The sequence below is a fragment of the Pedobacter riviphilus genome, from assembly GCF_014692875.1.
In the GTDB taxonomy this organism is placed as follows: Bacteria; Bacteroidota; Bacteroidia; order Sphingobacteriales; family Sphingobacteriaceae; genus Pedobacter; species Pedobacter riviphilus.
In genome coordinates this window covers 5,206,149-5,220,736 of record NZ_CP061171.1, presented here as the reverse complement: position 1 = coordinate 5,220,736, position 14,588 = coordinate 5,206,149, and the positions used below count along the sequence as shown (strand labels likewise).

At 37.6% G+C, this 14,588-nt stretch carries 13 protein-coding genes and 1 pseudogene; 6 read left to right on the top strand and 8 right to left on the bottom strand.

Features of this window, described 5'->3' with window-relative positions; translation table 11 throughout:
* From H9N25_RS21510 to H9N25_RS21495, 4 genes are read left to right on the top strand one after another with little or no spacing between them, the layout of a single operon-like run.
* Entirely contained in the window at nt 1–729 is a 729-nt protein-coding gene (locus H9N25_RS21510; protein ID WP_190327188.1) for a DUF4129 domain-containing protein, read from the top strand.
* Nucleotides 726–1,916 carry a DUF4350 domain-containing protein gene (locus tag H9N25_RS21505; RefSeq protein WP_190327187.1) on the top strand — a complete coding sequence of 397 codons (1,191 nt, stop codon included), beginning with the start codon at nt 726–728 and terminating at the stop codon, nt 1,914–1,916. Before H9N25_RS21510 ends, H9N25_RS21505 begins: the two co-directional genes overlap by 4 nt.
* Nucleotides 1,897–2,955, top strand: coding sequence for an AAA family ATPase (locus H9N25_RS21500; protein ID WP_223833468.1), 1,059 nt, complete (start codon nt 1,897–1,899; stop codon nt 2,953–2,955). The genes H9N25_RS21505 and H9N25_RS21500 overlap by 20 nt, the downstream gene beginning before the upstream one ends.
* A gap of 24 nt (nt 2,956–2,979) precedes the next feature.
* On the top strand, nt 2,980–4,284 hold the full coding sequence (locus H9N25_RS21495; protein ID WP_330221062.1) for a DUF58 domain-containing protein: 1,305 nt from the start codon (nt 2,980–2,982) through the stop codon (nt 4,282–4,284).
* A 143-nt stretch (nt 4,285–4,427) separates the two neighbouring features.
* Here H9N25_RS21495 and H9N25_RS21490 read toward each other — a convergent pair whose 3' ends face one another.
* From H9N25_RS21490 to H9N25_RS21470, 5 genes are all read right to left on the bottom strand, one after another.
* The gene (locus H9N25_RS21490) at nt 4,428–4,991 is read right to left on the bottom strand and encodes a transposase (protein ID WP_223833467.1); all 564 of its coding nucleotides are present in this window, start codon (nt 4,989–4,991) and stop codon (nt 4,428–4,430) included.
* A gap of 135 nt (nt 4,992–5,126) precedes the next feature.
* A complete protein-coding gene (locus H9N25_RS21485) occupies nt 5,127–6,185 on the bottom strand; it encodes a nucleoid-associated protein (protein ID WP_167296125.1) in 1,059 nt (352 codons plus the stop codon).
* A gap of 63 nt (nt 6,186–6,248) precedes the next feature.
* Nucleotides 6,249–6,731, bottom strand: coding sequence for a MarR family winged helix-turn-helix transcriptional regulator (locus H9N25_RS21480; RefSeq protein WP_190327186.1), 483 nt, complete (start codon nt 6,729–6,731; stop codon nt 6,249–6,251).
* On the bottom strand, nt 6,731–7,234 hold the full coding sequence (locus tag H9N25_RS21475) for a GNAT family N-acetyltransferase (RefSeq protein ID WP_190327185.1): 504 nt from the start codon (nt 7,232–7,234) through the stop codon (nt 6,731–6,733). The genes H9N25_RS21480 and H9N25_RS21475 overlap by 1 nt, the downstream gene beginning before the upstream one ends.
* A 113-nt stretch (nt 7,235–7,347) precedes the next feature.
* On the bottom strand, nt 7,348–7,920 hold the full coding sequence (locus tag H9N25_RS21470) for a TlpA family protein disulfide reductase (RefSeq protein ID WP_190327184.1): 573 nt from the start codon (nt 7,918–7,920) through the stop codon (nt 7,348–7,350).
* Nucleotides 7,921–8,543: 623 nt separating this feature from the next.
* Between H9N25_RS21470 and H9N25_RS21465 the strand changes: the two genes are divergently transcribed.
* Entirely contained in the window at nt 8,544–10,856 is a 2,313-nt protein-coding gene (locus tag H9N25_RS21465) for a TonB-dependent receptor (RefSeq protein ID WP_190327183.1), read from the top strand.
* Nucleotides 10,857–10,985: 129 nt separating this feature from the next.
* Here H9N25_RS21465 and H9N25_RS21460 read toward each other — a convergent pair whose 3' ends face one another.
* From H9N25_RS21460 to H9N25_RS21450, 3 genes and pseudogenes are all read right to left on the bottom strand, one after another.
* A complete protein-coding gene (locus H9N25_RS21460) occupies nt 10,986–12,065 on the bottom strand; it encodes an NADH:flavin oxidoreductase/NADH oxidase (RefSeq protein ID WP_190327182.1) in 1,080 nt (359 codons plus the stop codon).
* 95 nt (nt 12,066–12,160) lie between these two features.
* Nucleotides 12,161–13,150, bottom strand: a pseudogene (locus H9N25_RS21455) (aldo/keto reductase).
* 2 nt (nt 13,151–13,152) lie between these two features.
* Nucleotides 13,153–13,548 (bottom strand): DoxX family protein, encoded by a 396-nt coding sequence (locus tag H9N25_RS21450; RefSeq protein ID WP_167296118.1) that lies wholly within the window; start codon nt 13,546–13,548, stop codon nt 13,153–13,155.
* A 212-nt stretch (nt 13,549–13,760) separates the two neighbouring features.
* Between H9N25_RS21450 and H9N25_RS21445 the strand changes: the two genes are divergently transcribed.
* Nucleotides 13,761–14,588 (top strand): ABC transporter ATP-binding protein, encoded by an 828-nt coding sequence (locus H9N25_RS21445; RefSeq protein WP_167296117.1) that lies wholly within the window; start codon nt 13,761–13,763, stop codon nt 14,586–14,588.

Below are 14,588 nucleotides of genomic sequence, written 5' to 3'. Positions count from 1 at the left end.
ATGCAGCGTGCACTATTCCGATATCTTTTTGTTTCTCTTTTGTTTTTTATTCCGGTAATCAACAAGGCGCAGACGGCTAAACCCAAGCCTGTAACTGCTGTAATTAAAACCGATAGCAGTAAGGTTGTGGCATCAAAATTTGATAAAGAGGCCATAAGCAATTATAAAGAGCAAAAAGAGTTTCAGTACGACGAAATAGGCCAGCAACAGCTATCACTTTGGGATAAATTTTGGTTATGGTTCTGGAATTTAGTCGGCGACCTCTTTCAAGGAGCAGCATCTAACATTTTTTCCAGGTATATTTTTATAGGCCTTGGCATAGCGCTGATCATATTTATCGTGGTTAAAGTTATCGGTGCTGAAAAAATCTTTACTAAAAAACCGAAAGAAACAATCCTTCCATATGATGTAATTACCGAAAACATCCACGAGATAGATTATGAACAAGAATTACAACGATTAGTTGCCGAAAGAAAATTCCGTTTGGCTGTTAGGCTTTTGTACCTGAGAGCCTTAAAAAAATTGAGTGATGCTGAAATTATCCAATGGCAGCCCGATAAAACCAATTATAATTATTTAATGGAAATTAGTAAGCCAGAGCTGAGAAACGATTTTAGCCAGCTTACCCTACAGTTCGATTATATCTGGTATGGCGATTTCCCTATTGATGAGGTGAAATTCGACCCTATTAAGCAATCGTTTAACCAGTTTAACAACCAAATTAAATGAAGGGCTACAAATTATATCTGATTATTGGTTCCATTCTAATTTTGGGTTATTTAATTGCGCAGTATAACAAGCCTACGCCAACAAACTGGGCGCCAACATATGCTACTAAAGATAAAATCCCTTACGGAACATATATTTTATACAATAGAATCAAAGATATTTTGCCATCGGCAAGTGTTCAACAGTCAAAAACTGCTGTTTACACCACTTTAAAATCTAAAAAATTCAATAAAGCCGCTTATATAATTGTTGCGCAAAAGACAGACATTAGTAAAACTGATCTTGAGCAGTTGATAAAATATATGCGCACAGGTAATGATGTATTTATTGCTACTTACGATTTAGGAAAAATAAGTAAGGAACTTAAAATACAAACTTCTACCACAATGTCTCCCGAAGGAAGCACCTTAAATTTTACCAATCCAGAATTAAAAACAGATGCAAACTACGGCTTTGAAAGAGGGATTGGCAGCCAGTATTTTAGTAAAGTTGATACCAGTAAAACTACAATACTTGGGATAAATGCCGATAACAAGCCTAATTTTATCCGCTATACTTACGGTAAGGGTAATCTTTACCTGATTGCCGAGCCAGGTTTTTACACTAATTTTAACCTGCTGAATAAATATGGTGCAGAATATGCCGCTAAAACCTTAAGTTATTTGCACGGAAATAAGCAGCTCATTTTTGATGAATATTTTTCTGCACAAAAGAACACTACTACCGATATGCTCAGGGTATTCTTTAAACATCCTGAACTGAAGTTCGCCTATTATCTGGCCATATTTAGCTTGATAATTTTTGTCTTGTACGACATTAAGCGCAGGCAAAGAATTATCCCAATCGCCGATCCACTTACCAATTCTTCATTGGCCTTTGTTAATGTGGTGGGCAGTGTTTATTACCACGAGCGGAACAACCTCGATATAGCCTTAAAAAAGATCAATTACTTTATGGAGTACTTAAGGAGCAGGTATTATCTAAAGACCAACGATATCGACAGCAAATTTGCTCAGGTACTCATGGAGAAAACAGGCATTAACGAAGCCCTGGCCAAAACCCTGACCAAACATTTTATCCAAACGCCAACAATGGGCGATTTAAGCGATACCCAATTGATTAATTTAAACGAAAGCATAGAACAGTTTTATAAAAATACGCAAAGCAATGGAACAAGAACAGTTTAACCCACGTACCGATTTAAGTGCCTTAAATGAAGCGGTAAATCAAATCAGAAATGTACTTGGAAATATCATTATCGGCCAAAAACAGGTTATTGATTTCTTAATTGTTGGTTTGCTTGCCGACGGGCACATCTTAATTGAAGGCGTACCCGGAGTAGCCAAAACACTCAGCGCAAAACTGCTTGCAAAATCGATAGATGCGCAATTTTCGAGAGTACAGTTTACCCCCGATTTAATGCCTTCAGATGTTTTAGGAACCCCGATATTTAATACCAAAACAGGAGATTTCGAATTTAGGAAGGGTCCTATTTTTGGCAATATTATTCTTGTTGATGAGATTAACCGTGCGCCTGCAAAAACCCAATCGGCTTTGTTCGAAGTAATGGAAGAACGCCAGATAACCATTGATGGGCATACTTATATTATGGATGAGCCTTTTATGGTATTGGCCACACAGAACCCGATTGAGCAGGAAGGAACATATCGCCTCCCTGAAGCACAGCTGGATAGGTTTTTATTCAAAATAGAGATTAAATACCCTTCGCTAGAGGAGGAAACCGCAATTTTGCTGGCTCAACACACCTTAGTTAATAAAACATTATTAAACGAAGTAAAACCTGTATTGTCTGTTCAACAGATAAAAGAGGCTAGGGCAATCATCCGCAGTTTATTTGTTGAACCAAAATTATTGGAGTTTATCGCTAAAATCGTAAACGAAACCCGGAACAATTCATCACTTTATCTGGGTGCTTCGCCAAGAGCATCACTAGCGATTGCACATAGTGCAAAAGCCTTTGCTGCTATTCAAAACCGCGATTTTGTTACACCTGAAGATATTATTGCAGTTGCGGGCCCAGTATTGGCTCACCGGATATTATTATCACCAGAAAAAGAAATGGAAGGCTTAACCACAACCGATATTATACATCAGATCATTAAAAAATTGAAGTGCCAAGGTAGGCTAGTTTATATTTATCAGTCGACAATTTTCAGTTTACCGTTGGCTACTACAGTTAACCCGTTTAAACAATTAACCGATTAACCAATATTTACAATTAACCATACATTGAAAAAAATCTTTCAGCAATATTATAACAATCTATTCCTAACCGATCGTTTATTCGCGGTTTTAGGCTGCTGTATTGTACTTTTTTTGTTGAAATTCTTTTTTGCCTGGCTGGGCGATATCCCTGAAATTGCCACTGGCGCCGTATTTGTTTTATTTTTTATAGATATTTTTATTCTATACCGAAATACCCAAGGGATTGATGCCAAAAGAATTACTTCGAAACGTTTGAGTAATGGCGATGAAAATCCGATACAGATCGAGATCAGGAACAGTTATGGTTTTGGGATAAATGCCAGGGTGATTGATGAAGTGCCTTTTCAGTTTCAACTCCGGGATAAAGATTTTAAACTTCACCTAAAACCTGCTGAAGCAAAATCGATCTATTACAACCTGCGTCCAACAAAACGTGGTGAATATGATTTTGGCTTTATTAGAGCGTACATCAGCTCGCCCCTGGGCTTAATTAACCGCCGTTATAATTTTGATGGTGCCAAGATCCTGCCTGTTTTTCCTTCGTTTATTAATCTCGGCCAATACGAATTGATGGCCGCTTCACGCTATCTAACAGAATTTGGGATTAAAAAAATCAGGAAAGTTGGACAAAGCAGTGAATTTGACCAGATTAAAAATTATGTTGGAGGCGACGATATCCGCACCATTAACTGGAAAGCGACGGCCAGAAAAGGTGGCTTAATGGTAAATACCTATACAGACGAGAAATCGCAGAATATTTATTGTATTATTGATAAATCGCGTGTAATGCGTATGCCTTTTGAAGGTTTGAGCCTACTCGATTACGCCATAAATGCTACGGTTGCACTTTCGAAGGTGGCCATGCTCAAAGAAGATAAAGCAGGTTTAATTACCATATCTGAAAATATCGGCGCTGTTGTACCAGCAGATCGTAAAGCTTCTCAGCTTGGCAGTATCATGAATGTGCTTTACAAAGAAAAAACAAGATACCTGGAGAGTAATCTCGAGGCATTATATTCTGCGGTACGATCAGTCGTGAAACAAAGGGGCCTTTTGGTTTTCTTTACCAATTTCGAAAGTTTGTCTGCCCTACAAAGACAGTTGCCTTACTTAAAAAGAATCGCTAAATATCACTTATTGGTTGTGGTATTTTTCGAAAATACAGAACTAAAAGAATTAAGTACAGAACCTGCAAAAGATGTAGAAGGCATTTACCATAAAACCATTGCCGAGAAATTTATCTACGAGAAAAAACTAATGGTTAAGGAACTCAACAAACATGGCATTTTAGCCATCCTTACCCTCCCCAAAAACTTACTGTTAATGTGATTAATCAGTATTTGGCGTTAAAGGCACAGCAAAGGATTTAGTCCTAAGTCTTCAGTCCCGAGTCCAAAATCGACTTCACAACCGATGATCAAGCTCACGCTAATCCTCGGTCTGTGTCCTCACAGACCGAAATAGAAATAAAGCTACAGAAGATCCCTATAATCAGTTAAAAAGCCAAAATTATCTATTCCAGTTTCATAAAATTTTGCTGATGACCATTCGTAATCTTCCGGCCTCTCGCACAATTGCCATCTTTCCTGTAATGGATTGAGATGGATATAGTCTATTTTCTGTTCAAGCTTATCCAGAGTATCCATAAGAATAGCTAATGGATCTCTTTGCCATAAACGAAAATTTCTTTCTCCATCAGATACTTTAAAATATGGTAATATATCAAAGTGATGAAGTTTTAAGTCCTGAAAAATTTGATGGGAAGTAAATTTATTAAAACTTGCTTGAGGCATTTCTTTTCCATTTAACGCTATCATTTGCCATACCAAGTGCAAATGATTTGGCATAATTACAAAAGCATAAACAACAACCTTTTTTCTATTTACAAGTTCCCTAAAAGTATCGATTAAAATTAATTTATACTTATCGATAGAAAAGATTTTTTTCCAATCTTTAACCGTGTCTGTCCAAAAATATACTCCATCCAAAAGCATTTTTGAGTTGCGGTCTTGTTTGAAAATATTTTTGTTTTCCATTATTAAAAATAGAAAATAAAATTCAGTTTCGGTCTGTGGGGACACAGACCGAGGAAATGGGATTTAGTCATGAGTCCTTAGTCTGTAGTCCAAAGTCGGACTCATGACTGAAGACTATGGACTATAGACTAAAACCTACTCCTCTTCCCTAAAATACACCTTATAAAAGTTCATCGATTTATCATCGTCGTAACCTTTTTCGATCATATCTTTATTGCCATGGATATAAATGTGGAAGTTTTTATCCAGCTTTAACACGCTTTTGTAGGCACGGGCCTGTTTTTTAACAGCAGATTCGGCTATTTCAAAATGATCAGCTATCGGACTTTCGAACTCCTGCTCATAGTTTTTCTTGTAATTTTTGAACGATTCTATCCCTTCAGCGTTGCCAATTACCTCATTACCGAATTCTTCAATATCAAAGGTTTCTTTCTCTTTGAAATACTTCATCGAGCGGTTTAAGAGATCTATTTTATCAGCTTTGCTGATTTCGTAGTCATCATCCAGCTTCTGCGTGACGAAATTTTTATAAACTCCCAGCACATTATTGGTCTGGTTATAACTATCGTTCCTGATTTTCAGCTTCAAGAATTCATCCTTCCAGTAAACGGCAGAATCGTTGCTGCTTTTCGATTGATCCAACACCACCACTTTGTAACCTTCTTCTTGATCAACGTTAAAAATCAGGCAGCCTTTATCCAGTTTATTAATGCTGATGGCTTCTTGCTCGTAACTTACATTAAAGCCATCCTGTTCAGGGTAAACTTTTAGGTAAGTATCTTTTGTTTCGGATTTAAAAACGCCGATTACGTCCAACTGCTCCCCTTCTATCTGCACTTTTTCGAAATAAGCTACATATAATTCACCCGATTTAATTTTTGGGTGGTTGGCAACATCGTATAAATGTTTGGCGAGTTGCTGCGAATCTTCGTGAAAAAGCTCATTGTTTTCGAAAATTTCATGCGCAAAATGGAATACTTCGTTCAGTTCTAAATTATCATTAGGATGATAAAAACGGTAGACTTCATTTACCTTTTCGAAAGGCTTTAAGAAATACTGCATCAGCAGGTTTCCCAGTATTTCGTCATCAATTTTTAAAGGTGCATCAGATAATTTATAATACTCTTCAAGCAATTTATTGCCTGTATGGTGGATAGAAAGTTGCTTAAGTGAAGCCTCGAAAAATGAAATCATGGGAGCAAAAATAGTAAAATCATTGGTTAACCTTCTCCGTCATTCAATCATTCTATCCTTCACTCATTTCTTAATATAAACCTCTGCTCTTTCTAAGAAGCTTTTTTCTCTTAAGGTTGCTTCAACTTCATCTATGGCCTTCATTAAGTTATTTTGAGTATTCGTAATTTCTGCTGTTGCTTTAATAATCACATCCCAAACAGGCTCCATGGTAGAAAGAAGTGCCGTGCCCTTTTCTGTAAGCTCAACCAAACGTTTACGGGTATCTACTTTATCTTTTTTAGACCGGATCAGTTTCTCCTTTTCCAATTCTTTTAACAAACTGATGGTAGAAGGATGTGCATAACCGATTTCATCTGACAGCGAAACCACATTCATGGTTGATTTTTTATATAAAGTATAAAGCACAGGGAACCATTTGGGTTGAAAATCAATTCCGAATGCTTTATAAATCAACAGGCCATCTTTACGGATCTGATCGCTGAGCCTTTGCAAGCGGGTAGAAATGGCCAATAAGCCAGAAGCATCAATTACATTTTGTTCCATTAAACAGATTTTAAGTCCAGGCTATAAAAAACATTGTCTACAGCCATCCGGGGGAAGTAAACCGGTAAATTTTCCATTGCAACTGGTTTAAATCCATTACGTTCATAAAAACGGCAGGCCGCCTGCAATATGTCTTTAGTGCCCAAATATACCTCATTCAGATTATTACCCTCACAGTAGGCTAACAGTGTTTTCAATAAAGCCTGTGCAACGCCCAAATCTTTCCCTCGGAATTCCTTTTTCACAAACATTTTTCTGATTGCCCCCGATTGATGCTCAGGTACGGCAATTAAAGCAATAGTTCCAATCAATTCACCATTTAATTTTGCACCCCAGAAGGCACCGCCAGAGCCATCGTAGTTTTTTTCGATATCCAACAAATCTGGCTGTGCTGCCAGGTCTATATCTACATTAAATTCTATTTGTTGGATGGGCAGAATTAACCCAATAATCGCTTCACAGAATTGATTATCTAACCGTTCAATTTTAAAGTCGTTTTGCATTGCTAAATATTATCCAACAAATATATGTAGTTAACTACATATATTATAAATAGAAATATCATTTGAACCTCAAATTCTAGGAGGAATCAGGAATGTTTTGGTTACTGCATAAGTTATTTTGTATTCTTTAATTTATTAAGGAAGTCGACAATCTTTTTATCTGCATAATTAGCCACACCCTCATGCCTGAAAGACAATCTACCTTGCTTATCGAAAATAACAGTTGTAGGCAAAGCGCCAGTAAATACTTTTTCAGGAATATCGCTTTCTACTTTATAAACCGGCATTTCATATTTACGATCGGACATAAATTTGCCTGATTTCGCAAAATCTCCGTCAGCATCGGCAAAAATGAATACAATATCTTTATCGTTTTTAAATTGTGCGTAAAGCTTGTTAATCGAAGGCATTTCGGCCCTACATGGCGGACACCAGGTTGCCCAGAAATTAAGAAAAATAACTTTCCCTTTTAAATCGCCAAGATCAATCACGTTTCCTTTTAAATCCTTAAACTGAATTCCATTAAGGCCCATCGTGCTTGCCATTGGGTGTTCAACTTCTGGCGAATAAAAACCGATTTCCATTAATCCCCTAATTAAAAATGCTTTTGCATCAGGTACAAAAACAATTACCAAAAGCATGATGAGCAATAGCGCATTGAATATATTTTTCCTGATAAATTTCATTAATTCTTTATTTCAACCAATAACGGAAATAGGTTTATAATTGGTATGGCTATAATTTTTTAAGATTTATATCTTCTTTTGATTAAACCATCGACTAGATCTCAGGTCATAGCAGTATAAATACAATGTTACTTTGTAAATATATATAATTGCTTAGGAATTACTACTTTTGGCCTGTTGAAAAAGCATAGACAAAACATTAACAAATATTTATCGGCATTTATGCTGATCGTATTTGCTATTGCTTTAACTCCTTGGAGTGTACTTCACCACCATAACTCGCTTCCGGTTGTGCAGAAAGAGGTCAACTGTAAACATGTTAGCCATGTGCAGGCCCATGGCGATACCTGTTTAATCTGTAATGCTAGTTTTGAAAAAAATTATGTGCAAACGCACCACATTTACAGAATCTTCTTATCAGCCAAAATTTTTAGCCGAACCGAGTCTACCTTAAAGAATGCCTTTACCGAAATAAAGCGTACTTGTTTACGAGGTCCCCCTTTAGCTTAATTTTTTCTTTTCAAGCGCATCCGTGCTTAATCAAATTATTTATATGAGAAACTAAAACCAGCTTCATTATGCTATTGCTTTGGTTTTTCAATCATTTTTATTTACTACAACACATGAAAAAATTACAGCTTATTGGCTTAGTAATTCTATATACATTATTAAGCAGCACCGTTTTTGCTGCCGCTTTAAAGAATATAACAGGTAAGGTTATTGATGCAAGCACTAAACAAACGTTGCCAGGTGCAACCATTTTTATTCCTGATTTAAAAGTTTCGGCAGTAACCAACAATGACGGAGAATTTACGTTGAATAACCTTCCTTCAAAAGGAAGTTATCTGGTTGAGGTACATTATGTAGGCTATAAAACAGCTACACAGGTGGTAAACTTTGCCAGCGCAACTGGATTAGCGTTTTCTTTACAACCTACTGCAATAGAAACAAAGGAGATTGTAATTACCGGAAGTTTGATCAGCAGTACCAGCAAAAGAAATAGTGCTTCTTCTGCCGTAATTGGCAAAGATCAGCTTTTACAGCCTTCAACCAATTTAATTGATGCGTTAACTAAAATACCCGGTGTATCACAAATTACTACGGGCCCATCTATTTCCAAGCCTGTAATCAGAGGCTTGGGCTATAACAGAATTGTAACTTTAGATGATGGTATAAAACAACAAGGACAGCAATGGGGCGATGAGCACGGTATTGAAATTGATCAGTTTAAATCAGACCGCGTTGAAGTTTTACGTGGCGCAGCATCGTTAATGTACGGTTCTGATGCACTAGGTGGCGTAATTAACCTATTAGAGCCAAGTACCGCACCCGAAGGGCAGATTAAAGGTGAATTTATTACCAATTACTCTACCAATAATGGCCTTACTGCTAACTCGTTAATGTTAAATGGTAACGAAAACGGATTTGTTTGGAGAGCCCGTGGAACGTATAAAAATGCTTACTCTTTTAAAACACCAACAGGTTACTTCCCTAATTCGGGCTTTAACGAAACCGATTTAAGTGGTATGGTAGGTTTAAATAAAAGCTGGGGTTATACCCACTTAAATGTTTCGAACTTTCATAACAATATTGGCTTTTATGAGCCAACTTTAGACGACAATGGAAATTTTGTGAAAGAAGACGGTAGTGCTTTTACCAACGATGATTATAAAAACCGTGCGTTAGAATACCCTCGCCAAGATATCCGACACTTTAAAATCGCCTTAAATAACAATTTCATTATTGGTAACGGTAATTTGAAAGCTGATTTTGGTTATCAACAAAACCAACGTCGTGAATTAGATGGACCAGATCCTGCCCTATTCTTCGACCTTAAAACTTACAACGCAGACCTGAAATACTATATCCACGAAACTAATGGATGGCAGCCCGTTTTTGGTGTAAGTGTAGATGATGCACATAGCCAAAATAAAGGAACAGAATTTTTAATTCCAGCTTATGATACTTTTGGTTTAGGTGCTTTTGCTTATGCGAAGAAAAATTGGGAAAATAGCACCTTTAGTATTGGTGCCCGTTACGATTTTAGAAAAAACAACGGAAAACAATTGTTTGATGATGGAGAAGAGCTTTTTGCACCTTTCAAAAATAAGTTTTCCAATGTAAGTGGCGCATTGGGTTTTACCCATCAGTTTAATGATGAGCTGAATTTTAAAGCCAATGCAGGTTCTGCATTCCGTGCGCCAAACCCTGCAGAGCTAGGCTCGAACGGTGTACATGAAGGTACATTTAGATACGAAATCGGTAACTCAGGTTTAAGTCCTGAGCGCAGTTACCAGGTTGATGCTGCTTTGGAATACGAAGGAAAAATTGTAAGTGCAAGTGCAAGTATTTACAACAATTACATCCACAATTATATTTATGCCTCCAACAATGGCGAACAAAGAGTAGCTGACGGTACACTTTATGATGTTTACCGTTACGGACAGGTAAACGCGAATCTTTACGGTGCTGAAGCAAGTTTAACCATCCACCCTGTTCCGTTTATCCACTTCGAAAATACATTTGGATACGTTCATGCACAGAACAATACGTTAAACAGACCGCTTTCATTTATTCCTGCCGGAACATTGAGAAATGAATTACGTTTCGAACCTAAACTTAAAGGCACAAATGATGCATATCTTTCTGTGGGTATCAACTCGGCATTTAAACAAACCCGTGTGGATGATGTTTTTGAAACGCCAACCAGTGGTTATACGCTATTAAACGCAGGCATCGGTGCTACATTTAATTTAGGCAAACAGCCAATCAAACTATCTGTTTCGGCCAATAACCTGTTAGATCAGAAATATTACGATGCTTTAAGCAGATTTAAACCAGGCCGTTTTGATCAGGAGAATCCTAATTTAGGTGTTTATAATACCGGCAGAAATATCACTTTCGGATTGTATGTTCCTTTTACACTGGTAAAATAACAAACAATAGAAAAAAACCGGGCATCCATTTATATTGGATTGAGGTTCTATGTGCCAGCCACATCATAATTGATTTAAAAGGGAAAAAGCCGACAAATGCCGGCTTTTTCCCTTTTTTGGAACCAATGATTATTTCTTAAACGTATCCCTCTTAGCCCTAACATACTGATTTGGCCATTCGGTATCATCGCCAAGCACTTGCGCTGCATGCGTAGGGAAATAAGCATCACGTAACGATTCGCGGGCAATAAAAATCAAATCAGCTTTGCCCTGCTCCAAAATTTCTTCTGCCTGCTGCGCCTCAACAATTACACCTACTGCACCTGTATAAATCCCAATTTCATTTCTAATCTTATCAGCAAAAGGAACCTGATAGTTTGGTCCTGCAGGAATAAAAGCATCAGGTACATTTCCTCCAGATGAGGTATCAATTAAATCTACACCGCGATCTTTTAACACAGCCACTAATTGTAATGAATCGTTCTCGTTCCAGCCGCCTTCCGTCCAGTCCGTTGCAGAAATGCGAACAAATAAAGGCAAGTTCTCTGGCCATACCGATTGTACGGCTTCAACCACATCGATTACCAAACGAATCCGGTTTTCGAAACTTCCACCATAAACATCTGTACGTTTATTGCTCAATGGACTAAAAAACTGATGTAGTAAATAACCGTGTGCAGCATGTATTTCTACTACTTTATAGCCGGCATCAAGGGCCCGTTTTGCCGCCGCTCTGAAAGCAAAAACAATATCCTGAATTTCTGAAATCGTTAATTCATGCGGTTCAACCTGTCCTGGCTTAAAAGAAATTGGAGATGGTGCAACTGGTTTCCAGCTATTTTCACCTGCAGCTAACTGCTCGCCGCCATTCCAGGGCACTTCGCAACTGGCTTTTCTACCTGCATGTGCCAATTGGACGCCAGCGATAGCACCATTATTATGAATAAAAGAAACTATCTGTTTCAGTTTTTCTACATGTTCATCTTTCCAGATACCTAAATCAGCATAGGTAATTCTCCCATCGGCTGTTACTGCAGAAGCTTCCTGGATAATTAAACCTGCACCACCAACGGCACGGCTTCCTAAATGCACCAGGTGCCAATCGTTGGCAAAGCCATCAACAGCAGAATATTGGCACATGGGTGAAATAACAATTCTATTTTTTAAGGTTACATCCTTTATGGTAAAAGGAGAAAATAATTTAGACATATATTGTTTGTTTAACTGCGAAGGACGCAAAGTTTTTTCGCAAAGAAATCGAAGACTTTAACCGCTGTGTTCCTTCCTTTCTTTGCGGTTGAAGTTTAAAAACCAGCGTTCTTTAATTCGGTATTGATGAACTGAATTTCTTCAGCGTTTAATTTTACGTTTATGGCTTCTGCATTTTGTACAGCTTGCTTTTCATTCCTTGCGCCAACCAAAGCAATGGTTATGCCTGGGCGTTCAACCGTCCAGCGTAACACCAATTGAGATAGAGTAGCATTTTTCTCGTCGGCCAACGGTTTTATTTTAGCCAAAAACGCATTTGTTTTTTCGATACTTTCTGGCGAGAAAAATTTATTCCCTTGACGGTGATCACCTTCTTCAAATTTATAATCGGCAGTCATTTTTCCGGTCAATAAACCGCGCTCCATCGGACTATAAGCTAAAACTGATTTATTTTTTTCAATACAATATGGAACAATTTCCTCCTCAACACCGCGGTTTACCATGCTAAATGGAATCTGGTTGGAAATAATTTCTAAAGTCTGATCTGCTTCTTTTAATTGTGCCACATTATAATTGCACACGCCTGCATAACGTACTTTACCCTGTTCAATTAACCTGCTCACGGCTTCGAAAGTTTCGTTTATCGGTGTTGTTGTATCTGGCCAGTGGATCTGGTAAAGATCTATGTAATCAGTACCCAGGCGTTTTAAAGATTGCTCACATTCATAAATCACACTTTCTTTTCCGGCATATTTATAAATATCGATATCTTTTCCCTCATTGTTTTTGCTCTTAAAGCCGAAATCGCCTTTGGCCAGGTCCCAACGCATCCCGAATTTGGTTACCAGTTGTAATTTATCGCGCGAGATCCCTTTTATTGCATTGCCTACGATTTCCTCACTATCTCCCTAACCGTAAATTGGAGCGGTATCGATTGATGTAACCCCTAAATCGTAACCTGCTTTAATTGCGTTAATTGCATCGTTTCTATCTGTGCTTCCCCACATCCAGCCTCCAGCTGCCCAGGCGCCGAATGTGATTACCGAAAGTGCTAAATCTGAATTTCCAATTTTTCTGTATTCCATAATTATTTTTTAATGATTTTGTCAACCGCATAACTGTTATGCGACAGGTAAGCAAGTAGTACCGATAAAAATGCGACATGGATGAGTTGAGAAGGCAGCGCATCCCAATTTTCAATTACCGTTGTTCCGAAAATCAGTGCTAACGAAATCACTCCGGCAAATAATAAGCCTTGCCTAGTAAATAAGCCCAATATGATCATTAAGCCTGCTATAAATTCGGCAAACGGCAAAATATAACTAAAGGGAATAATCAATGTATCAGGTAAATATGATTTCGAAAATTGCCCAACCATCCAGCCACTAAAACCTGCAAGTTTTGGTAAACGCACCAAACCATGTCCGAAAAAACTCAATCCTATTGCCAAGCGACTAAGTAAATATGCCCATTTTGTATCCATACTATATCAATATACTACAAACATACAATCTCCACATTAAGGATGTTTTAATGCAACAATTATTAGACTGATATTTTACCTTCCCGTGGCGTAGCGCGATGAGTGTGAAAACGCTAACCCCTATTCGCTCAGCCCAAAACTTTTTTCAAAATAATTTGGAGATCATCAAACAACAACATACATTAGTGTATTATTTAACTAATACAGTAGATATGATAAATATTAACAATCTTAATTTTGGCTACAGCAAGCATAAGCCATTATTTAAAAATATGAGCATGCGGTTAAGCAATGGCCATATTTACGGTTTGCTTGGAAAAAATGGAGCCGGTAAATCGAGCCTATTAAAAAACCTGGCCGGTTTGGTATATGCACAGAGTGGCACATTAGAGGTGATGGGCTTTAACCCCGCCAAAAGACAACCTGCGCTTTTAGAGCAGATTTGTTTTATTCCAGAAGAATTTTATTTGCCTTCAGTAAAAATTGAAGCCTATTTAAAAGCAAACGCTCCATTTTACAAAAATTTCGATCATGATTATTTTACAGATCTGATTAAGGAATTTGATATTCCTGTTGAACAGAAACTCATTAACATGAGCTACGGGCAGAAGAAAAAAGTAATTATTGCTTTTGGCCTGGCTACACAGGCGAAACTGGTGATTATGGATGAGCCTACTAACGGTTTAGACATTCCTTCTAAAGCTCAGTTTAGAAAAATTATGGCTTCTGCTATGACAGATGAACGTTGTATCATCATCTCTACGCACCAGGTTAGGGATTTGGACAATTTGATCGACACGGTGATTATGCTTGACGAAAATGACGTTGCGCTTAAAGCTTCAGTAGAAGAAATTACAGCAAAGTTAACCTTTAAGAAAGTCAAAGAAATCGATGATAGCATCATTTATGCAGAGGCATCACTTTCTGGTTATAATGCGGTAATGCCCAACTATCACCAGGAAGAAAGCAAATTAGATATGGAGCTACTTTTCAATGCCATACTTGCAGAAAAAATCAAATTTAAACCTTTATTCAGCTAA

What these genes read in the sequence shown, in the direction of transcription:
- H9N25_RS21450 (WP_167296118.1), bottom strand. Translation starts at nt 13,548, where the DNA reads ATGGATACAAAATGGGCATATTTACTTAGTCGCTTGGCAATAGGATTG.
- H9N25_RS21460 (WP_190327182.1), bottom strand. Translation starts at nt 12,065, where the DNA reads ATGTCTAAATTATTTTCTCCTTTTACCATAAAGGATGTAACCTTAAAA.
- H9N25_RS21470 (WP_190327184.1), bottom strand. Translation starts at nt 7,920, where the DNA reads ATGAAATTTATCAGGAAAAATATATTCAATGCGCTATTGCTCATCATG.
- H9N25_RS21500 (WP_223833468.1), top strand. Translation starts at nt 1,897, where the DNA reads ATGGAACAAGAACAGTTTAACCCACGTACCGATTTAAGTGCCTTAAAT.
- H9N25_RS21490 (WP_223833467.1), bottom strand. Translation starts at nt 4,991, where the DNA reads ATGGAAAACAAAAATATTTTCAAACAAGACCGCAACTCAAAAATGCTT.
- H9N25_RS21505 (WP_190327187.1), top strand. Translation starts at nt 726, where the DNA reads ATGAAGGGCTACAAATTATATCTGATTATTGGTTCCATTCTAATTTTG.
- H9N25_RS21465 (WP_190327183.1), top strand. Translation starts at nt 8,544, where the DNA reads ATGAAAAAATTACAGCTTATTGGCTTAGTAATTCTATATACATTATTA.
- H9N25_RS21480 (WP_190327186.1), bottom strand. Translation starts at nt 6,731, where the DNA reads ATGGAACAAAATGTAATTGATGCTTCTGGCTTATTGGCCATTTCTACC.
- H9N25_RS21475 (WP_190327185.1), bottom strand. Translation starts at nt 7,234, where the DNA reads ATGCAAAACGACTTTAAAATTGAACGGTTAGATAATCAATTCTGTGAA.
- H9N25_RS21510 (WP_190327188.1), top strand. Translation starts at nt 1, where the DNA reads ATGCAGCGTGCACTATTCCGATATCTTTTTGTTTCTCTTTTGTTTTTT.
- H9N25_RS21445 (WP_167296117.1), top strand. Translation starts at nt 13,761, where the DNA reads ATGATAAATATTAACAATCTTAATTTTGGCTACAGCAAGCATAAGCCA.
- H9N25_RS21485 (WP_167296125.1), bottom strand. Translation starts at nt 6,185, where the DNA reads ATGATTTCATTTTTCGAGGCTTCACTTAAGCAACTTTCTATCCACCAT.